We start from the raw sequence: 22,095 nt of genomic DNA on the forward strand, positions 1-22,095 counted from the left end.
TTAAGTATTTTTATTTGCCATGGATTGCCTTTATTTATTTTCACAGTAATAGCATGTAAATAAATCACTAAATATTAATTTAGATATTTAGTGATTTATTAAAATGTAATTATCTAATATAAAACAAAGGAATTTAGAATGAAAAAATCGATCATTGGTGCATCATTAGCAATGGCATTTGGTCTGATGGCGGGTAATGCAATCGCTGCTGATAATACAGGTACTATTACTTTTAATGGTGAATTAACAGATACAACGTGTAAAGTTGATATCGAAGGCCAAGGTCCTGATGCGACAATTACACTACCAACAGTCAGTACCAATGTTTTACAAAATGCAGGTGATGTAACTGGACGTACTGCATTTAATATGAACTTATCTGATTGTAAAGTCGGTGAAAAAGGTCATAGCACTGTTTCTGCCTTCTTTGAAACTGGAGCCACTGTAGACCAAGCAACAGGTCGTCTGAACAACATGGATGTTGCTGCAACAGGTGCAAAAGAAGTTCAATTACAACTGTTAGATGGTGCTAACTTCGAGGCAATTAAAGTAGGTAATACATCTCAAGTAAATGATACGACTTACTACACAATTACTGATGATAAAGCCACTCTCCCATACGCTGTTGAATACTACGCTATCGGTAAAACTGAAGCGGGTAAAGTAACAAGTAGCGTTGTTTATACTCTGCAGTATAAATAATCAAAATAAACAGAGGGGAGCGCCTCCTCTCTGTTTGCTTTTTATTAATGGAATAAAGATAAATATGATAACCACTAAATTAATTAAAAGCTTTTTTATTAGTTTATTATTAATCATTCCAACATGGGTAAACGCTGGTGTTATTATTAGTGGCACTCGTGTTATTTATAATGAAAATGAAAAAGAAGTCACAGTAAAAATTAGTAATGAAGGGAAAGTACCTGTATTAATTCAAAACTGGATTGATACTGGTAATGTTGATGCAAAACCTGAAACTATTCAAGTTCCGTTTGTATTAACGCCCCCCGTATTTCGTATTGAACCAGAAAAATCACAATCATTAAGAATTCGTTTTACAGGTGCCACAGTATTACCAAAAGATAAAGAATCTATTTATTGGTTAAATGTATTAGAAATACCACCAAATGCGAATACAGAAGTAGATAATAAATTACAAATTGCTTATCGCTCTAGAATAAAACTATTTTATCGCCCTGATGCACTAAAAGATAAAATAGGGGCAATAAATGCCGCAGAAAATCTTCAATTTTCAATTACTGGTAACAAGTTAAAAGCAATTAATAATTCACCTTACTTTGTTTCACTCGTTTCTATCACGCTTGCAGATAATGAGAAAAACCCAATTGATGGTGAAGTCGTTCCTCCATTAGGTCAACACGAATTTACGCTCCCCAATGGCGTGTCGGCAAAATTAGGTAGCAAGATTGCTTATCGTTATGTGAATGATTGGGGTGCAATGAAAATAGTGGAAACAAAACTCTAGCACTCTCAATACTTCATAAAACACATGGGAATATTCAAATGAGCAGTTATATTTTAAAAACTATTATAATATCTGCCAGTGCGACTTTATTTTTAGTAACACCTTATACTTATGCAGAAAATATAACAGAGATTGAAAATAATAAATGGCTATCTAATGGCACACCTGTGTTATCGAACAATACGCCACCTTTATTACAAAATAGCGCTGTCTCATCAACAGAAAAGAGTGAGTCTTCTCATGCAAATGGAAATGGAAATGGTGCACTCTCATTTAATCCTATTTTTATGAATACTGCTCAAGGTGAGATTGATATTAGTCGCTTTAATAAAGAAAATACTTTCTTGCCAGGTACATGGAATGTTGAAATCTATGTTAATAGCCAATTTATGGCAAGAATGCCCGTTACCTTTAAAGATATGCCAAATGGTCAAGTATCACCTTGCTTAACTAAAGATATTATCAGTCTGGTGGGCTTTAAAAGTGATAAAATTCTCCCGCAACTAAAAAGTGCATTAGAACAGCATGAATGTATTGCATTAGCCGAGCTTGTCCCCTCAACGGAAGTCAACTATGACCATTCAGTCCAACGTTTAACGATTAATACACCACAGGCTCTTGTTGGCTATAAACCTCGTGGTTATGTGAGCCCATCACTTTGGGAACGAGGTATAAATGCGCTATTAGTGAGCTATAACGCAAACTATTTTATGTCTCGCAATAATGGCACTAATGACAAATCAGCTTTCGTTGGTGTTAATAGCAACCTTAATTTAGGGACATGGAGTTTCCATCACACTGGGAACTATTCATGGAATGAACAAAATGGTCATGACTACACATCAACTTATAATTATTTGCAACGCATTATCACCACAATAAAAGGTGTGGTTCAAGTTGGTGATGTTCTTACGACAGGACAACTTTTTGATTCTCAACCACTAAGAGGTATTCAGCTTTTTAGTGATGAGAAAATGCTGCCTGACTCACAACGCGGCTTTGCGCCGACAATCCGTGGGGTCGCAAAATCCAATGCACGAGTCATTATTCGTCAAGATGGACGAGTGATCCATGAAATTGCCGTGCCACCGGGTCCATTTGAAATTGATGATCTTTATCCATCAGGATATGGCGGTAACTTGGATGTCACCATCCAAGAATCTGACGGCTCGCAACAGAATTTCAGAGTCTATTACGCTTCCGTTGTCCAGTTACTGCGCCCTGGACAACATAACTATACAGTGGCAGCGGGTCATTTAAATTCATCAGCAGTTGATTATGATCCAACATTATATCAAGCCACTTATCGCCGTGGATTAACTAACCTGATAACAGGGTATGCGGGTATACAGAGTACAGGTGCTGATTATTACGCCCTTCAAGCTGGTTTTGCATTAAGCACCCCATTAGGGGCATTTTCTGCTGACATCACTCAAGCCCGTTTGCACTTGAATACAACGCCATCAAAAGTGAATAGCGGACAAAGTTATCAAATCAGTTACAGTAAATTTATTCAAGACACAAATAGTAACCTGACGATTGCTGCTTATAAATTTAATACCGAAAAATTCTACGATTATAGCGCTGCTGTTCAAGCAATAAATGAAGAACGTAACGGTCGAAGTATCAATAATATTTGGCGTCCAAAAAGCCGCTTTAATGTCACAATTGATCAAGGTTTACCTGAAGGTTGGGGAACATTCTATGTCAGTGGATTTACGCAAAACTACTGGAATAATGATACCACCGATTTGCAATACCAACTGGGTTATAACAACCGTTGGAAGCGTCTCTCTTATGGCTTAAACGTCGGTCAAGCTCGTAATGCGGAAGGTAAAAAAGAGACATCTTTTGAATTGAACTTTATTTTACCACTCTACGATTTAAGTGTAGATCATATGCCAACCTTAACCGCCGCCTTAACACGTAATGGACGAGGTGATGTCGGTGAGCGTATCGGGATCTCAGGCTCTGCCGGTGAAAATAACCGTTATAACTATGGCATAACTGCAATGAATACTCACCATGGTGTTGGCTCAAGTATGACCTTAAACGGTAGTGCAAAAACTAACTATACCAACTTAACGGCTAACTATGGTTTAGGTGAGCATTATCAGAATGGTTCGATTGGTGCTAGCGGTTCATTAATCGGCTGGTCTGGTGGTGTGGTTGCAACCCCTTATCAAGGTAATACTTTTGCCGTGGTTGAAGCAGATGGCGCCAAAGGTGCGAAAGTCAGTGGTTATCCGGGGATTGAAATCGATGGCTTTGGTCATGCTGCCGTGCCTTATTTAACCCCATATCAAATGAATGACATCACGATTAACCCGAAAGGCATGTCAAATAATATCGAGCTACAAAATACACAAGCCCGTATTGCACCATTTGAAGGTGCGATCACGAAGGTAGAATTTAAAACCAATGCAGGTATCCCTCTGTTAATTACAATTCAACGTGATAACGGCGCTATTCCATTTGGTAGTGTCGCTTACGATGAGCAGAACAATGAAGTAGGTAGCATAGGTCAGGGAGGACTTCTCTACGCTCGCGTTGAAAAAGCATCTGGTCGTTTAACCGTGAAATGGGGGCCAGGTGAAATACAGCAATGTAGCATTAACTATAGTGCGCCAGCACAAGATAAAGATAACCCAAGTAGTTTTGTTCAATTAACTCGTGTCTGTGGAGAATAAAGTATGAAGCCGATTATTAAAAACTCATTAGCCTTAATGCTTCTACTTTTTCCTGCTGCAGAGGCCATGGCAAAACCTGATGTCAAATGTATAATGGATAATCCTGCATTTAATCGCTCGATGATAATAAACGGTACTATTTTTGTTGGACCTGATATGCCAATAGGTTCCATTGTTTATCAAGGACAGATAGATTATGCAAACAAAGCACTAAATTATAGGTGTCTTGGTGATTTTTCAGAAGATCCAAATAGAGTAATCCAGTTTATGGAAAGACAAGAGTTAAAAATACTAAGCACGACTGGGACACCGGTAACCAGTGCGGGTATTCCAGCGAATGTTTTTAGAACAAATAATCCAGGTTTAGGTATTGTATTTTTCGCAAGCCGAAATAGAGAGAATACATTACCACTTGGCATTCCTAAATTATCTTGGGAAGGACAACGAGAACTTAATGGAAATCGAAAAGCAATGCAATATTTTGCTGCACCACAATTACACTATTCAATAATTAAAATTGGTCCAATTCAACCGGGTGTTTTTGATCTAACTAACATTGCACATATGCAACTTGATGTTAATTATCCCGATAAAAACAAAGTTGATGCGCCAGAATTTCCCTTTGTTTCTTCATATATAGATATTACAGGCTCCATAACAGTGGCATCTTCAAGTTGTAAAACGCAAGATTACACGGTAGAACTTGGTTCACATAAAACAGCCACACTTACTGCCAAAGGCAGTTCAACCAAATGGATAAACTCCGATATTATATTAACCAATTGTCCTGCCTTTAGAGGTTATTACTCAGGGGATAAAGGTAACGTATACACAAGTGAAGCGGGTCAACATTTTCCAGATCGCGATCCTAACGAACTAAAAGTGACCATTAAACCCGTAAACCCACCAATTATTGAGTACCCAGGCACTTTTGAGGTAAACGATGTACCTGGTGCGGCTAAAGGTGTGGGGATACAGCTAGCTTATGGCACGACTGGCGAAGATTTTGTTAAATTTAATACGCCAACCGCTTTTACACAACCCATTACGGAAAAAGCAGGAACGGTCAATATTCCATTGCGCGCGCGCTATATCCGTGTTGATGATCGCTTATCCGCCGGTGCTGCCAATGGCGCTGCAACCTTTATGATTGAATATTATTAACCCCTTATTCTGTTTGCCAACAGTATAAAGTCTCCCCCTTAGCCTAAACACTAAGGGGCTTTTTTATAGTTTATTGTTCTATTTCCTATCAAGAAAGAGTAAAAATCATTATTTATCAATAGATAAGCCTCCCTCTATCTCATTTTTAGAACAATGATATAATAAGTAAAATATATTTCTCAAACTCTGATGATTTACGGAGCCTTACCCTGTATGCAACCCCAATTTGAAAACGCGAAAAACACCGTAAAAACGTTATCAGTGTTTGATTTTGATGGCACACTCACCTATCACGATAGCTTTATTCCATTTTTAAAATTCGCTTTTGGTAAACGTAAGTTCTCACGCCGTTTAATTAAAATGGTATTACCAACATTGCGTTGTTTTAGACGCAAACTCACCCGTGATGAATTAAAAGAAGTGCTGATCAAAACTTTTTTAACCAATATTGACGAGCAGTGGTTAAAAGAAAAAGCAGAACAATTTTGTCAGCTTTACTGGACTAAATTAATGCGCCCTGCTGGCTTATTCGCTGTTGCAGAAGAAGTCAATAGCAATGCTGAAGTGACGATTTGCTCTGCATCACCTGCGATGGTGTTACAACCTTTTGCAAAGCGATTAGGGATTAAGTTAATAGGAACAACACTTGAAGTTGTTGATGGAAAGCTGACAGGAAAAATTATTGGTAATAACTGCCGTTGTGGTGAAAAAATAAAACGGCTAGAAGCCGTCTATGGAGACTTAACACAATACCATTTAAGAGCATGGGGAGACTCTCGTGGCGATCATGAATTACTTTTTGCTGCGCAAGATCCTCATTGGCGCCACTTTCATACAGGTCGTCGTAAAACGAAAGGTTCACCAATCAAAGTCACCACAAAAAAGAGTCTTAATGACTGATTATTTTCTTATCAAGATAAAATAAATAGCCCCCGCAGAAGCGAGGGCTAAATAGGATCTTAGATATTTACGCCGTGTTGTGCGGCTAACGCACCTAAACCGCCTGCAAAACCTTGACCCACAGCTTTGAATTTCCACTCTGTACCATGGCGATATAACTCACCAAAGATCATTGCTGTTTCTGTTGATGCATCTTCAGAAAGATCAAAGCGTGCAATTTCAGTGTTATTGTCGTTGTTATAAACGCGCATAAAACTGTTGCTGACCATACCAAAGTTTTGTTTACGGTTTTCTGCATCATAAATAGTGACTGCGAATACCAGTTTTTTCACTTCAGCAGGGACTTTTGATAAAGTGATTTTGACTTGCTCATCATCACCATCGCCTTCCCCAGTACGGTTATCTCCTTGGTGTTCAACGCTTCCACATTGACTCACTTTGTTATTAAAGAAGATAAAACTGGCGTCTGAAAGTACTTTTCCATCTTCACCAACCATGAATACTGACGCATCTAAGTCAAACTCTGCGCCATCTGTCACGCGGGCATCCCATCCTAGACCAACCATAGCAACCGACATTGTTGGTGCTTCTTTAGTCAGAGAAACATTACCACCTTTAACGAGGGAAACTGCCATATCAAAGCTCCTACTTTATTGAATAAACTGGCAATCACATCTTATGACTGCCAGTGGTTAGTATTTTACCAATCAGTTATCAAGAGGCATTAATACCGTATTGAGCACAAACTGAGCCTAAGCCTCCCGCGTAACCTTGACCTACGGCACGGAACTTCCACTCTGTACCATGGCGATATAACTCACCAAATAACATTGCAGTTTCCGTTGAGGCATCTTCCGTTAAGTCATAACGAGCGACTTCGATTTGGTTGTCGTCATTAACTAAACGAATAAATGCACCTGATACTTGACCAAAGCTTTGGCGGCGTGCTTGCGCATCATGGATAGTGACAACGAAGATAACCTTATCGACATCATTTGGGATCATGTCTAATTTGATTTTCAACGCTTCATCATCACCATCGCCTTCACCTGTACGGTTATCACCGGTGTGAACAACTGAGCCATCAGCAGATCTTAAATTGTTATAAAAAATGAAATCGGCATCGCTACGCACTTTTCCATTTGCTGCTAACAGAAATACAGACGCATCTAAGTCAAAATCTTGACCATCTGTAGAACGGGCATCCCAACCAAGTCCGACAAGGACGTTTTTCATCGTTGGGGCTGCTTTGCTCAGAGAGACATTACCACCTTTAGAAAGAGAAACGCTCATTTTATAACCTCTTTAGTTTTGTTTTTAATATTCTGATTTTTCAAGAATATTTATTAATTTGTCTTACCTTCATCATCTTTTTTCTCTGGGAATACAAAGCTTGCAATAATCCCCAGAGCAAGAACACCTAGCACAACAAATAAGCTAGTTGTCGCGGAGATGCTGTATCCATGTTGCCAGATATGATCTGTTGCATTTAAACCCAATTTGGCAGCAATAAAGAACAACAACACAATAACCGCTTTTTCAAGGTAAACCAGATACTGTTTTAACGCTTCTAACACAAAGTAGAGCGTACGTAAGCCTAAGATTGCGAACATCATTGCACTATAAACGATGAGGGGTTCACGGCTTACTGCGATAATAGCGGGAACCGAGTCGAAAGCAAACATCACATCGGAAAGCTCTACAACCGCCACACACAGCATAAGTGGGGTTGCATATAACGCTGCTTTTGTACCACGACCGATAGTAATTTCTTTGTTTTCTGGTTTAGCTAATTCAGCATCGACTTCTTTTTGTGTTAATACAAAAGCGTGCCCTGTGATTTTTGGCCATATAGGGAAAAATCGTTTAACTAATCGATACGCAAGATGTTGTGAATAGTCTTCAATTTCTTCACTATCATCACCGCTTTTCAGCATCATCACTGCCGTCCAGGCAACGATTAAGGCAAATACTATCTCAACATATGGTCCTAAACTTAACAGTCCTGTACCGATGGCAACAAAGATCCCGCGGAAAACGATAGCACCGATGATCCCCCAATAAAGAACGCGGTGACGGAAGCGGTCAGGTACAGCAAACCAAGAGAAAATCGCCATCATGACAAACAAGTTATCAACAGAAAGCACTTTCTCTAATGCATAACCTGTTACGAATAAGCTCGCAACTTCTGCACCATGGTGAACATAAAGGAATCCTGCGAATGCCATTGCAATGGCAACCCAGAATATAGACCAAAATATGGCATTCTTTAACGTTATCGGCTTATCTGCGCGATGCATAAATAAGTCGATAAAAATAGCGCCAATCGCAAGTACAACAAAGACAATGACAGTTTCTGTCGGAAAACCAATATGTGTGGATACCATAATAATTCCTGAACGGTTCCCTATATTAAATTAATTACAAACCAAATTCTGCGGGCTCAAAGCCTAATGCAATGGCCATAGCACGCACAGCTTCTTTTTCATCATTGTCAAAATCACCATCACTTTTCGCAACAGCAATACCGACACGAATAGCTAATTGCGCAGCTTCTGGCTGATCTTTCATTGCCAGAATATACTTCATGGTTTCGCCTTTACCGACTTCAGTATCGAACTCGAAACTCAAGATTAGCTTATTAAAGAATTCGATAACTTCAGAAGTATCAAAAACTTTAAGTTCATCCGATGCTTTTAAAAAACCGAGCATCTTCTGTTTTTCTTCAGAACTCACACCGTCACTGGCAATAGCGATACGTGCACAAACCGCAACAGTACCTTGCATAAATTTTTTGTTTTTAAAGCGACCAACTTGCTTAGCTAACTCAGAACGCCCTGTATTAAAACCTTCTTTTAATTTGTTAAAAAAACTCATGGTATTTTTCCTTATATCAACTTGATCACTTAGAACCCGCTGTCCAGCGAAATCCCCACCCGTAGGCATTATCCATATCACGGTGGCCTTTAAAAAACTCATTGAGACGTTCAACTTTTATTGATCCATTCTCATTAACTAGTCGGGCAATTGCACACATACCACGACCATTGTTGCCATCCGTTAAACGTGTCTCGATAGGTGGCTGATCAGGTACATGAATGGTCACTACGCCATCCGTTTTGCTCCAATTTGGTACACCTTCATAAATAAACGCGAAGATCAGCACTTGCTTAATATTTTTCCATTCACGCCCATTCACAAAGATCCATTCACCACCAGCAACATCTCCTGTACGATCATCGCCTTGCAATTCAACATAAGGAATACGATTGAAATCACCAAATCCGTTTCCTAATGCTTGAATAACTGACTTATGCCCTTGTTGAAGTTCAACAAATGCACCGATATCTAAATCGATACCTTTATTACCGCCAAACAGTCCACCTAATAATCCAGAGCTCCCACTTTTGCTCTCACGATGCCAATCAAGATTGATTCGAATTTTACCGAAGTCATCTTTCTTCGTTAGGCTGATTGCCGGTTTTTCTTTAGTTAAAGAGACCTTACTTAAGTTCACCGAACTTGGCGCGGGTGTTGGAACCGGTGCCGGTTTCGGTGCTGGTGCTGGCTCAGGATCTGCAATATCAACACCAAAGTGTTCAGCTAATGGTTTTAAACCACCGTTAAATCCTTGCGCGATAAAACGAAACTTCCAACTACCATTACGACGATACAATTCACCTAAAATTAATGCTGCTTCAGGACGACCGTTGATATCAACATTACCGTTCGCCACAACTTCGTTATTAGCATCAACTTGAATTGATAATCGTTGTAAATTTGCGATAGTTTGTCGACCTTCACAAGTCGCTGTAAACGCAATTTTTTCAACATCTGGGCGTAAACGCGTTAAATCCACAGTAAAAGAGGTGCTGTTTCCTGCTGTTGCATAAATAACGGTGCGATCATCATTAGTTGTCTGTCCATAAAACACCATATCGGTGTCACCATTCACTTTACCTGTCGCATAAAGCCTAAAAGCAGATACATCAACAGGTGCACCTGATTGAATTCTAATGATTAGTGTTTGATTAGGAACAGGTAAATTCCCACCTGGAGTCATATTCATTTATCGCACCACCGTAGCCACAATATCAGGCATCATGTCGTTAATAACACGACCTTTACAAGGCGCACCAAACGCAGTGAAATCCCATTGACCATGATTACGTTGTAAAGAAGCAATCACGATACCTGTATGAGAGCCTTGCTCTGTTAAGGTATAACGCACCAGCTCTTTATTTGTTGCTTTATCAACAACTCGGCAGAATGCGTTTTCAACTTCATTAAATGTTTGCCCACGGAAACTATTTACTGTGAATACCAAGTATTCAACATTTTTTGGTAAACGATCTAAATCAACGAAAATTGTCTCATCATCGCCATCACCGTCACCCGTTAAGTTATCACCAGAGTGAATAACTGACTGACAACTTGATTTTAATTTTCTAAACCAAATGGTATCGATTTGATTACCACTTGCGTCAAGTAATACGCAGCTTGCATCTAAATCAATAGAACCACCACCACCAAAAAGACCGCCTAATAATCCTTTTTTCTTAATCGGATCCCAGCCCAAACCAAACATTAAATGGCTCAGTGTAGGTGCTTGTTTACTGAGAGAAACTGTTTGATTCTTGCTTAATGAAACCATAATTAAATTCCTTCAGAGGTAGAGTGAAACAATAACGCCATTTGTGATTAATTCCATATCATGAAAATCATCATATCATGATGAAGTACATGAGCAAGACTATTTTTCTTACTTAAACTTAAAGTTTTGTCAATTCATTGATATATATCTCATTTTTATTGCAATAAAATGTTAAAAACATAAGATAATCATAATAATAACCGGCACAATCATCTGATTTTAAAATTAACCAAAATAAATCATATTATGATTGACACTAATCTTCGAAATCTTCATGATTATAGGACTTGAACTCTACACTTTTATTTCACGGTATACAGCGTAATGAACAATACGATTTGGTTTATGGAAGGTTTATCATCACAACGCGATATTATTCAAGGTGTTAAAGACTTTGCAAAACAACAGCACCAAGAAATTGTTGTGCTCGCATCTCATCGTCATACTCGAAATGAGATTTTATCGCTTGCAGATGGGGCTTTTTATGAACCTCATGAAGAGACATTACGCTTACAATTTATCTCGGATGTTGTAAAACAACATCACGTCAATGCCATTCATACTGGTCGTAATAGCACATGGTTTGAATTACACCGTCAAGAAATTGAGTCTTTTGGGGTAAAATTAACCACTGGGGCCACACAACCTGAGCAGCTTCAATTAGCTGATAATAAAGTCGCCTTTGCACAAGCGATGGAAGAGTGTGGGCTTCCTGCAGTACCTTCTATCTGTATTGAATCTATTGATGAACTAGAAGCATACATAAAAGCGCCTCCTTTTGGTGAATTACCTTTATGTATCAAACCTGTAAAAGGGATTTATGGCATGGGTTTTTGGCGCTTTGATAATCAAATTTCGGCAATGGCACTGTTTAATCACCCAGAGAATCGCCAAGTTAATCCTCAACAATATCTTGATGCATTAAAAACCGTGGAACATTTTGAACCTTTAGTCTTAATGCCTTATTTACCTGGTCCTGAATACTCTGTTGATATGGTGGTAGAACAAGGTGATGTTATTGCCGCTGTTGCTCGACGCAAAGAGGGCGCAATACAACATCTAGAAATTTCAGGTGAGGCTTATGAATTAGGCAAAGCATGCGCAACAGCGATGAAAGCTGACGGGCTTGTGAATGTGCAAACTCGGCATAATCATCAAGGACGCCCACTCTTACTTGAAATTAATATGCGCCCTTCTGGTGGTATTGGTTATACCCAACATTGTGGAATAAATCTTGCCGGTATTTTTGCTTTACGCCAATTAGGATTAATGAGTATTGAAGAGGCTCAAGCCGAAAATAACCATTTTACACCAACAAAAATACGTGTAATCACCGATTCTATTGTTTTCAATTCAACGTTAACAAACGTAATCAGTACGGATAATAATTAATAATGAAAAATAGTATAAGTGACTCATCCATTTATCGTCGCCCTCTTTCTTGTGGCACATTAAGTGTGACACCAAATTGCTCTATTGAGTTACTTGATGAATTATTTGATATTGCAGAAAGACGCAACCCTAAGCGTGCATTTCTATTTGTCAGTAAAGTATTAGGGCGTCATATCCCTGTTTCACCGAAAAAAATGCGTGAAACTTATCAAAAACTCGCTCGTCAATTTCCTGATCCACTTGAAGGCCCTGTTTTGTTTATTGGTATGGCAGAAACCGCGGTAGGATTAGGTGCGGGTATTTTTGATGAAGTGAGGCATCGCTATCAACAGGCCATTTATCTAACATCAACACGCCATCCTGTTGATAACGGTGAGCTATTGTGTGAATTTAAAGAAAATCACAGTCATGCAACAGATCACTTGCTTTATTTGCCTAAAACAACAGAGCAACGCCAGTGGGTACTACAAGCAAAAACCGTTGTATTGATTGATGATGAAGCGACGACAGGTAATACCTTTATTAATCTGCTTTCCGCATTACGTGAAGAAGGTGGATTAAGCCATATTGAACAGGTTATCGCGGTAACCTTAACTGATTGGAGTGGTAATGCTATCGCTGACCGCTCCCCATTACCGATTAAAGCCCTCTCTTTAGTGCAAGGGAAATGGCAATGGGATGCCGATCCAAATGCACCTTTGCCGGTTATGCCGAATGTTAATATCACTGCATCAGGACAAGTTGCGATCACCGGTAAACAGAGCTGGGGACGATTAGGGATGACAACGCCCGCCTGCGATCTGGGTTTATCCATCAAAGCGTCTTTGGGTGAAAAGATCCTTGTTTTAGGATCGGGAGAATTTGTCTGGGAGCCGTTCTTACTCGCGGAACGCCTTGAAAAACAAGGTGCTATCGTAAAATATAGTTCGACAACGCGTTCACCGATTTCAACCAATTTTGCCATTCAATCAGCGATTACATTTACTGATAATTATGGTTTAGGTATTCCTAATTTCGTCTATAACGTGGCACATCAACAATTTGATCGCATTTTACTTTGCTGTGAAACACCCGCCGAAAGTATTGATAGACAATTGATTGAAGCCCTCAATAAAGTTGCCCCTATTGTTGAGGTAATAAGTTATGACTAAGCCCGTTATTTTAACTGATCTCGATGACACCCTATTTCAAACACGTCGTAAGATGGTGGATGAATTAGCACTAGAACCCTATAAAACTGGCGCGCTAGATAGAAGCTTAGAACCCCGTAGTTTTATGACCCAAGAACAAGCCATGCTTGTAGATTGGATGTTAGAGCACGCGGATTTAATCCCTGTTACTGCACGGGGAACAGAAGAGATTAGTCGCGTCACCATTCCTTTTCATTCTTGGGCGATCACCACACATGGTGCGGTGATATTAACCCCTGAAGGTCATGCTGATGCACAATGGAAACAGTGCATCACTCAAAGCTTAGTACCCTATACACCGCGTTTGTTGACGCTACAACAATCAATTACGCAATTAATGGCGGAACGCAATATTGATGGTTGGGCTCGTATTAACTATGAATACGATGATTTGCCTATTTATTTAGTCATGAAGCATAACGATAGCACCCGATTAGATGAACTGTATGCCATAGGTGATGAAATAGAAAAAACATTCTCAACCGACGGTTTTTATATTCATCGCAACAGCAACAATATCGCTTGGTTACCTGAGCCTATCGAAAAAGGCAAAGCGGTTACCTATTTGCTTAATAAATTAAACGCTGAGCGGGGTGTTTTCCCTGTGATTGGACTCGGTGACAGTCTAAGTGATCATCGCTTTATGAAATTATGCAGTTGGTATGGACTTCCTCGTCAAAGCCAATTTGCCGATGCGATCAATACAAAAATTTTTGGAGAATAAACATGATGGATCATAAGCCTTTTTCAGGCTCTTATGTATCAGGAGATGTCGATTTCCTACTTCAACCCGTTAATATCGAAATGACGCCTGTTGAGTTAAAAGAAGCGCTAATACAATCGGGTCAACGCCACTATTCTGACATGCTAAGTCAAGAGCCAGAGCCAACAACATGGCATTTAGATCTCTTTGAAAAAGCACTAGAAACAGGTGCGACACGCTTAGCAACCGAAGTTATCATGTTGGCTAAATCACTGGTTGAACACTTTGGTGATACCCCAATTATCTTAACAAGCCTTGTTCGTGCAGGTGTTCCTTTAGGCGTTATGTTGCAACAAACATTGCGTAAAATGGGGAAAACCTCTTACCACTACGGCATTAGTATTATTCGAGATAGAGGCATTGATAGTGAAGCGCTTTCATGGATAGAACAACACCACGGTACAGAAGGTATTGTGTTTGTTGATGGATGGACAGGCAAAGGCGCGATTACAGGTGAACTTATTCGTTCATTATCAGGACGAAAAGGCTATCCACCTCAACCTCGTCTTGTCGTCCTCGCGGATCCTTGTGGCTGTGCATGGTTAAGTGCCAGCGATGAAGATTGGCTTATCCCATTTGGGATCATGGGGGCACCTGTTTCCGGATTAATTTCACGTTCAATTTGGACGGAAGAAGGCTTTCACGGGTTTGTGGATTGCCAACATTTAAAACAGTATGAATGCAGTCGTTACCTTGTTGATACGGTGGGAAAAATCGTTAATACATTAATCGATAACACTATTCCACTCGCCACATTTAAAGAACAACAATCAGACTTAAAAAAGCTAAGCGAAAACGTCGTTGGTTCACTTGCAAACAAATATGATATTTCAAATATCAATCGTATAAAACCCGGTATTGCTGAAGCCACACGCGCTGTTTTACGCCGTGTACCTGACCATGTTCTTGTGAGAGAAATAACCGATCCTGATGTCGCTTTACTGGTTTATCTTGCACAAGAAAAAAATATTGCTGTTATTGAAGCAGGGCAAGCGCTTGGTCAATATCGTGCAGTGACTATCATTAAAAAGGTGAAATAATGATTGAACGATTATCCCCATGGAATTTAGGGGCAACACTTTATATGCCCGCAACACGAACAGATATCGCCACAACGATTATCAACCAGAAAATCGAAGGGCTACGCTCTTTAATTATCTGCTTAGAAGATGCCGTGAGTGATGCTGATATTCCTGTTGCATTAGAAAACTTGGCCGTATTATTAAATACTTTAGCAGAGCACAAAAAAAACAGTGATTGTAGCCATTGGCCACTGCTATTTATTCGCCCTCGCCACACTGAAATGGGTCAATGGATCACTGAAAATCTTGATGTCAGTGCCATTGATGGTCTTGTTTTGCCTAAGTTTACGCAAGCTTCTCTGCCTATTTGGTGGAATATTATTGAAAACACGCATTTATGTATGATGCCAACACTTGAAACAGAAGAAGTGTTTGATGTTATTCAAATGACAGAGCTTGCAAACCACCTACTGGCTCACCCTTGCCATAACAGAATTATTGCATTACGTATTGGTGGCAATGATTTAATGAATGTCATTTCTCTTAGACGAAACCGCCAATTAACACTTTATGATGGTCCAATGGGTTACGTGATAAAAATGTTAGTTGCTGTTTTTGGTGCTCGCCAATTTGCCCTCACAGCACCTGTTTGTGAGCATATTGATGATCATCACATTATGGATAAAGAGCTATCACTTGATATTGCTAATGGTCTTGTTGGTAAAACGGCCATTCATCCAAAGCAAATTCATAAGATTGAACAAGCACTTATGGTGTCTCAATCCGATCATTCCGATGCATTACGTATTTTAAATTCAACACAAGCGGTCTTTAAATCACAAGGTGCAATGTGTGAACCTGCGACACATCGTCGCTGGGCATTAAGTATTTTAACCAGAGCTAAAATTTATGGCATTATTCCTAACCAACAAAATAATGCTCAACGTTTTAATGCAACATAAAATACTTTATAACGGCTTGTAATCAATATGGGAGGGAATAATTATCTTATATTGATTTTGATTTATAAGTTTCTAGTTAAAGCGTGTTATCTTTAACTAGAACTTATAAAAATACATGTAAATATTTTTATTTTAAACAGTACGTTTTTTTTATTTCAATTATTAATTTATACTACATTTAATAGGAAGCTTATTTTATTTATCCTTGTTAACAAAGAACAAGAATAATAAAAATTATTGCTGAATATTTTAACACACAAATGACAAAATAAGTGGTAACTAAGCATGCAATTAAGCACTCGTCAGATCAGAGTCTTTACACTGGCAATCCTTTTAAGCTCAGGGAAAAAGGTTCCAACCATTAAGATTATTTCTGCTCTTGAATGCTCAGAGCCTACATTAACTCGCGTATTAAAAGAGATAAGAGATTCTTATGGTGCTGAAATAAAATACAGTAAAGCTTCTCGTGCATATCAAATGACTGAACGAGGTCAACTCGATAGCAAGGCGTTACGTCGTATGCGTGAGGCATTATCCTCCAGTGAAGATATTCGCCACAATGGAATGACAAGCCGCGTTTATCTCGATAAAGATAAGAAGAAATCGGTGTCACTTTCATTAAAAATGTCAGCATTACGCAAGATTGATAGATTATCTTATTTAAATAATTCCACGCGTAGTGAAGCTGTTGAATTATTAGTTGATCACTATATTGAAAATTTAATTCAATCAACACTCGCTGAAATAGCTGAGAAAGAAAAAGAAAAAAAGAATTAAAATTTAAATAATAAAAAGTAACTTGATGCTTCGGCATCAAGTTATTTATTAGAAAAATGAAATAACGACAAAAACATATAAAAATATTTATTTAAAAAGATCGTAATATATTTCCAATACCCTTATTTAATTTTAAATCAATTTAAAAATAAAAAAAACAACAACACATTAATACTTTGAATTTATTGATTTTTATAATTATCGTTATTTGTGTCCAAAAAGTATTTATACTTAGTCATTATTAGTTGTTCATTTATTATCACTCTTTTTAAGACGGCCTATTTCTTTAATAAAAGAAAATCACCACATCACTCAATTTAAGGGTAATAAATAGGTTAATTTCTCTTTTATTTCACTTTTCATGCTATCTTCATTCAGATTAATAATATTGGACAATCATCACTGCGTTTTTTCGCTAATTTATTTAAACTAAGCATAATCTCAATTGAACACCTTCATGAGTCGGTTAGTATATTAATCGCTTATTTCTATCTCACTCACAGGATAAATGCATGAGAAGATTGCCAGTTTACCTTTTACTTGATACATCGGGTTCCATGTATGGAGAACCCATTGCAGCAGTAAAAAATGGTGTTGAAATGCTCTTATCAACACTACGCCAAGATCCTTACGCATTAGAAACCGCTTATATTTCTATCATCACCTTTGATTCCACTGCACAACAAGTTGTGCCACTCACTGATTTAATCAATTTTAAAGTACCTGATTTAGTCGCAAGTGGAACAACAGCACTCGGTTCTGCGCTCACTTTAGTATCTAGTCGCATTGAAAAAGAAGTACAAAAAACCACGGCTGAAACTAAAGGCGATTGGCGTCCGCTGGTTTTTGTGATGACAGATGGCGCGCCTACTGACGATTGGAAAAAAGGCGTTGAGAAATTTAAAGCGGCACGTACTGGCGTTGTTATTGCTTGTGCGGCAGGACAATCAGCACAAACTGATGTACTCAAAAATATCACTGAAATTGTATTGCAGCTAGATACGGCGGACGCCAACACGATTAAGTCTTTCTTTAAATGGGTTTCTGCCAGTATTTCTGTGGGGAGTCAAAAGGTCGATTTAACTAAGAAAGATATTAGCGATCTTGATGACTTACCACCGCCACCTCCTGAAGTTAACGTTGTGCTCTAAATAAAAAGGAATGAATATGTCTGTTAGTTTAAAAAAAGGACAAGGTGTTAGTTTAAAGAAAAATGAATATGACCTTTCCTCTGTCACTATCGGTTTAGGCTGGGATATCAACGAAGAAAAACGGGGATTCCTTGGCGGGCTTTTTGGTAAAAAAAACGAAGAATACGATTTAGATGTTATCGCCTTCTTATGTGGTAAAAACGGCAAAGTAAACGATTTGGGTAAAGTAGAAGGTGGACAACCTTCTCTCGTCAATGGCGATATTATTTTCTTTAATAGCCTACAACACAAATCAGGGCAAATTTGGTTAACGGGTGATAACCGAACAGGCGCAGGTGATGGAGACGATGAGCAGATCATCGTAAAATTAAACACACTTGATCCTAAATTTACCAAAATTGTTTTTATTGTTCAGATTTACAATGGACGAGAACTACAACAACACTTTGGTAAAGTACAAAACGCCTTTATCCGCGCTGTCGATGCAAAAAATATCGAAATGGCTCGTTTTGATTTATCTGGAGGCGAAGCCTTCAACAATCAACGTTCAATGCTGTTTGCTGAATTAGTCAGAGAGGAAAATGGCTGGAAACTTAACGCCATTGGTGAACCGTCAAGTTCAGATAGCTTTATTTCTTACTTAAAGGACTTCACTTAATGAGAAGACTTCCTGTTTACTTGCTGATTGATACTTCAGGATCAATGAGAGGTGAATCTATTCATGCTGTTAACGTGGGGATCCAAACAATGCTCAATGCATTGAGACAAGATCCTTACGCATTAGAAAGCGTGCATATCTCTATCATTACCTATGATAACGAGGCGCGTGAATTTATCCCATTAACGGCATTAGAAGATTTTCAATTTTCTGATATCACCGTACCTAGTTCTGGCGGTACTTTTACAGGTGCTGCGCTAGAATGTTTAATCAAGTGTGTCGATCGTGATATCAGGCGTTCCGATGGTGACCAAAAAGGGGACTGGCGTCCTCTCGTCTTTTTAATGACTGATGGCACACCTTCTGATGCTTACGCCTACGGTGAAGCAATTAAAGAAGTGAAAAAACGTTCATTTGGTTCGATCATTGCTTGTGCTGTTGGACCTAAAGCCAAACATGATCATCTTAAAGAACTGACATCTCAAGTGGTCGCTTTAGAAACGCTAGACTCCAATGCTTTTTCTGGCTTTTTTAAATGGGTTTCTGCCAGCGTCGCTTCTGGCAGTTCAAGTGCTGGCGTGAATACAGATAAAGATACCCTACCGCCACCACCGCCTGAAATCCAACTGGTACTGTGATCCCCAAAAGCAAAGCGCTCCAAAAGGCTTTGCTTTTATTTTATTCAGGCTTGGGTTTATCCATCACAATACATAACAGCTACGATAAAGTGATAAGGTATAACAATGAGAAGGCTACCCATTTTCTTTGTTTTAGATTGTTCAGAGTCGATGATAGGTGAAAACCTAAAAAAGATGAATGACGGTCTAACAACTATTATTAACGATCTCAGGCGAGATCCGCACGCCCTTGAAACCGCGTATGTCTCTGTTATCGCCTTTGCTGGCGTTGCAAAAACAATTGTTCCACTCACTGAAGTCATCTCTTTTTACCCTCCTCAACTTCCTTTAGGAGGAGGCACTTCATTAGGCAGCGCATTACGAGAACTCTCTCACCAAATCGACACTCAAGTAAGAAAAACCACGCTCGAGCAAAAAGGCGATTGGAAACCTGTCGTTTACCTTTTAACTGACGGCAGACCTACTGATGATTACGCGCAAGAGATCAAACGCTGGAAAGCTCACTATGCCAACAAAGTTAACTTAATTGCGATTGGATTAGGCTTAAGTGCAGACTTACATGTCCTATCGCAATTAACTGAAAATGTGCTGCTATTTACCGAAGCACAAGAAGGCGACTTTACACGTTTCATAAAATGGATAACGATGTCAGTGGTTTCTCATAGCCGAAGTGTTGGCGAAGAGCCACCGCCACTTTTAAGTCAAACAGAGCATATTGTTCGGCTTGCAAAAGATGATGTTGCTCGTGCTTATGATGAATCTTGTGTCACGTTTGTCGGACGTTGTAGTCACACTCGTTCACCTTACTTAATGAAATATGAACGTCCTCCAATGAAAGCTTCAGGGCTTGATTTTAATCTCAACCTTAATGGCTTTAACTTAACGGGTTGCTACACCTTAAATGAAGATTATTTCGCATGGAGTGACCTCAGCGCCACCGCATATCAAGTTAACACCAGCGAACTTCACGGTACACCTGGCTGCCCATATTGCGGTAATGCAACGGCTTTCGCCGTTTGCCAATGTGGTAAATTACTCTGTGTAAATGGTCCTGAAACCGTGATTTGCCCTTGGTGCGATAACAACATCACCTTTGGTGATAACAGCAACCAATCTGACTTTGATGTTACACGAGGTAAAGGCTAATGGATAAAAAAGCCCTACTCACAAAACTGATTATTGATGACACGTTAACACGACATCGCATTCCGGTGCATGAAGAGCTCATTATTGCGCTATATGAAGACACAGAGATCGCTCAACACATTGATTTTATTATTAATAAAATCAATGCTAAAACGGCAGAAAAGATAACACCACAAGGCAAAGTACAACCTATTCTTCTGTTATTGCCACCCGCTCGTGATTTAGTCGCTGAAGAAATCTCATTACCCAAAGCGCACTCATTAAAACCCGGTCAAATTCCAACCCACGCAACATCAATGCCAATAGAAAAACCGATTATTCATCCCCCTACTGCAAAAATTACCCTTTCTAATGCCAAAGTCGGTACAGCGTTCAATTCGACACTCAATATCGAGCTAAATACCCTCGAAATTGCCCAAATTGAAGCGGTTGATGTTCCTGAAGGACTTGGAATAACCTTTGACCATGAAAGTCGTTGCTTAGTTGGTATGCCAACAAAAAGTGGTAATTTCACCTTGGTGATCCATTGGTCTGTTAATGCTATTCGCTATCAAAATGAAGTCTTATTAATCATCAATCCAGATCCTCGTAGCTTATGGCAAATTAATGAACCTCCTGCTGATAGCCCTTATCCCAAAATACATATTGATAGCAAACTGATCCTTGAAAAAGACATTCGTATTGCGGGTGCAAGCCGTCGCGGACGCTCTCATGAACATGCGGGTACCTTCCGTGATGATGATTTTTATATTCACCACGATAACCAAAGCCAATGGAGTATTTTAATTGTTGCAGATGGTGCCGGCAGTGCTCGCTATTCTCGTGAAGGCTCACGCATTGCTATCAATACGGTAAGTCGCTATTTAAAATCACAGTTAAGCGTGGAAAATGGAACGGTTAAACCTCATCTTGAAGCCATTCATCAATGGAATGACAACAACGCAATTAATCAAGTAGGAAGCTTTTTCGCTCAACTCTTTCGTAATGCGGCGCAATTAGCGATTAATAATCTTAAAAATGAAGCCATTCATATTAATGAGCCTGTAAAGTCTTTTTCTACTACCTTATTAGCCACGGTTTCTTTACGTATCAATGATGAGTTATTTGCTGCCTCATTTTGGATGGGAGATGGTGCGATTGCTGCTTATGGTCCCGCAGGAAAAGTGCGTGTTTTAGGTATTCCTGATAGTGGTGAATATGCAGGACAAACCCGTTTTCTTGATGATAATGCCCTCAACGATGCAGAATTTAATCGACGCATTATTATTGGCAAGTGGAAAGACATTTCACATCTTATTTTAATGACTGACGGGGTGTCCGATCCGGTATTTGAAACGGATAATGGCTTACAAGATCCCAACAAATGGGCGGCACTTATTGATGAAATATCGCCTTGTTTAGCCTCTCCTGAAAATGCAGCTAATGCATTGGCTGAATGGCTGAATTTCTTTTCAGCAGGCAATCACGATGACCGCACTCTGGTTGTGGCTTGGTAATCATAA

General features: G+C 39.2%; 21 protein-coding genes and 2 pseudogenes. 17 read left to right on the plus strand and 6 right to left on the minus strand.

All coding sequences use genetic code 11. The annotated features are described in order from the left end of the window. Nucleotides 1-138: 138 nt before the first annotated feature. The 5 genes from SB028_RS16150 to SB028_RS16170 all read left to right on the plus strand — a co-directional run bounded on the left by SB028_RS16150 (nt 139) and on the right by SB028_RS16170 (nt 6,240). On the plus strand, nt 139-702 hold the full coding sequence (locus tag SB028_RS16150) for a fimbrial protein (protein ID WP_069369666.1): 564 nt from the start codon (nt 139-141) through the stop codon (nt 700-702). 64 nt (nt 703-766) lie between these two features. Then, entirely contained in the window at nt 767-1,486 is a 720-nt protein-coding gene (locus SB028_RS16155; RefSeq protein WP_069369667.1) for a molecular chaperone, read from the plus strand. A 38-nt stretch (nt 1,487-1,524) separates the two neighbouring features. Continuing rightward, entirely contained in the window at nt 1,525-4,176 is a 2,652-nt protein-coding gene (locus tag SB028_RS16160; RefSeq protein WP_077885160.1) for a fimbria/pilus outer membrane usher protein, read from the plus strand. Nucleotides 4,177-4,179: 3 nt separating this feature from the next. Then, a complete protein-coding gene (locus SB028_RS16165; RefSeq protein WP_069369668.1) occupies nt 4,180-5,340 on the plus strand; it encodes a fimbrial protein in 1,161 nt (386 codons plus the stop codon). 213 nt (nt 5,341-5,553) lie between these two features. After that, entirely contained in the window at nt 5,554-6,240 is a 687-nt protein-coding gene (locus SB028_RS16170; protein ID WP_069369669.1) for an HAD family hydrolase, read from the plus strand. A 59-nt stretch (nt 6,241-6,299) separates the two neighbouring features. Here SB028_RS16170 and SB028_RS16175 read toward each other — a convergent pair whose 3' ends face one another. The 6 genes from SB028_RS16175 to SB028_RS16200 form a co-directional block, all read right to left on the minus strand. Further along, nucleotides 6,300-6,875: a TerD family protein gene (locus tag SB028_RS16175; RefSeq protein WP_069369670.1), complete on the minus strand. Its 576-nt coding sequence runs from the start codon at nt 6,873-6,875 to the stop codon at nt 6,300-6,302. 79 nt (nt 6,876-6,954) lie between these two features. Next, nucleotides 6,955-7,533 (minus strand): TerD family protein, encoded by a 579-nt coding sequence (locus SB028_RS16180; RefSeq protein ID WP_006536043.1) that lies wholly within the window; start codon nt 7,531-7,533, stop codon nt 6,955-6,957. A 53-nt stretch (nt 7,534-7,586) separates the two neighbouring features. Next, nucleotides 7,587-8,627 carry a TerC/Alx family metal homeostasis membrane protein gene (locus SB028_RS16185; RefSeq protein WP_069369671.1) on the minus strand — a complete coding sequence of 347 codons (1,041 nt, stop codon included), beginning with the start codon at nt 8,625-8,627 and terminating at the stop codon, nt 7,587-7,589. Between the two features lie 34 nt (nt 8,628-8,661). Beyond that, complete coding sequence (locus tag SB028_RS16190) at nt 8,662-9,117, minus strand: tellurite resistance TerB family protein (protein ID WP_318859665.1); 456 nt, start codon at nt 9,115-9,117, stop codon at nt 8,662-8,664. A 25-nt stretch (nt 9,118-9,142) separates the two neighbouring features. Next, nucleotides 9,143-10,309 (minus strand): TerD family protein, encoded by a 1,167-nt coding sequence (locus tag SB028_RS16195; RefSeq protein WP_069369673.1) that lies wholly within the window; start codon nt 10,307-10,309, stop codon nt 9,143-9,145. Further along, the gene (locus SB028_RS16200) at nt 10,310-10,894 is read right to left on the minus strand and encodes a TerD family protein (RefSeq protein ID WP_069369674.1); all 585 of its coding nucleotides are present in this window, start codon (nt 10,892-10,894) and stop codon (nt 10,310-10,312) included. It abuts the gene before it with no gap. A gap of 324 nt (nt 10,895-11,218) precedes the next feature. On the opposite strand from SB028_RS16200, the gene SB028_RS16205 reads away from it, so the two are divergent. The 12 genes and pseudogenes from SB028_RS16205 to SB028_RS16255 all read left to right on the plus strand — a co-directional run bounded on the left by SB028_RS16205 (nt 11,219) and on the right by SB028_RS16255 (nt 22,089). Beyond that, nucleotides 11,219-12,286 (plus strand): ATP-grasp domain-containing protein, encoded by a 1,068-nt coding sequence (locus SB028_RS16205; protein ID WP_069369675.1) that lies wholly within the window; start codon nt 11,219-11,221, stop codon nt 12,284-12,286. Nucleotides 12,287-12,288: 2 nt separating this feature from the next. After that, nucleotides 12,289-13,437 carry a phosphoribosyltransferase domain-containing protein gene (locus tag SB028_RS16210; protein ID WP_318859666.1) on the plus strand — a complete coding sequence of 383 codons (1,149 nt, stop codon included), beginning with the start codon at nt 12,289-12,291 and terminating at the stop codon, nt 13,435-13,437. After that, entirely contained in the window at nt 13,430-14,200 is a 771-nt protein-coding gene (locus tag SB028_RS16215; RefSeq protein WP_248619963.1) for a hypothetical protein, read from the plus strand. Before SB028_RS16210 ends, SB028_RS16215 begins: the two co-directional genes overlap by 8 nt. Nucleotides 14,201-14,202: 2 nt before the next feature. Beyond that, nucleotides 14,203-14,947, plus strand: a pseudogene (locus SB028_RS16220) (cysteine protease StiP domain-containing protein); the annotation flags it as partial. Between the two features lie 125 nt (nt 14,948-15,072). Continuing rightward, a pseudogene (locus tag SB028_RS20775) lies at nt 15,073-15,279 on the plus strand (RNA-binding protein); the annotation flags it as partial. Continuing rightward, a complete protein-coding gene (locus SB028_RS16225; protein ID WP_069369679.1) occupies nt 15,279-16,223 on the plus strand; it encodes an HpcH/HpaI aldolase/citrate lyase family protein in 945 nt (314 codons plus the stop codon). The pseudogene SB028_RS20775 and the gene SB028_RS16225, both read left to right, overlap by 1 nt. Nucleotides 16,224-16,508: 285 nt before the next feature. Then, nucleotides 16,509-17,000, plus strand: a complete 492-nt coding sequence (locus SB028_RS16230; RefSeq protein WP_069369680.1) for a tellurium resistance protein TerW — start codon at nt 16,509-16,511, stop codon at nt 16,998-17,000. 512 nt (nt 17,001-17,512) lie between these two features. Next, nucleotides 17,513-18,151, plus strand: a complete 639-nt coding sequence (locus tag SB028_RS16235; protein ID WP_069369681.1) for a vWA domain-containing protein — start codon at nt 17,513-17,515, stop codon at nt 18,149-18,151. A gap of 16 nt (nt 18,152-18,167) precedes the next feature. Continuing rightward, nucleotides 18,168-18,809, plus strand: coding sequence for a TerD family protein (locus SB028_RS16240; protein ID WP_069369682.1), 642 nt, complete (start codon nt 18,168-18,170; stop codon nt 18,807-18,809). Beyond that, entirely contained in the window at nt 18,809-19,447 is a 639-nt protein-coding gene (locus SB028_RS16245) for a vWA domain-containing protein (protein ID WP_069369683.1), read from the plus strand. Before SB028_RS16240 ends, SB028_RS16245 begins: the two co-directional genes overlap by 1 nt. Nucleotides 19,448-19,552: 105 nt before the next feature. Beyond that, nucleotides 19,553-20,593 carry a TerY-C metal binding domain-containing protein gene (locus SB028_RS16250; RefSeq protein WP_069369684.1) on the plus strand — a complete coding sequence of 347 codons (1,041 nt, stop codon included), beginning with the start codon at nt 19,553-19,555 and terminating at the stop codon, nt 20,591-20,593. Beyond that, nucleotides 20,593-22,089: a PP2C family serine/threonine-protein phosphatase gene (locus SB028_RS16255; protein WP_069369685.1), complete on the plus strand. Its 1,497-nt coding sequence runs from the start codon at nt 20,593-20,595 to the stop codon at nt 22,087-22,089. The genes SB028_RS16250 and SB028_RS16255 overlap by 1 nt, the downstream gene beginning before the upstream one ends. The last annotated feature ends 6 nt before the right edge of the window (nt 22,090-22,095 follow it).

It is taken from the genome of Proteus vulgaris (assembly GCF_033708015.1).
Taxonomy (GTDB): Bacteria; Pseudomonadota; Gammaproteobacteria; order Enterobacterales; family Enterobacteriaceae; genus Proteus.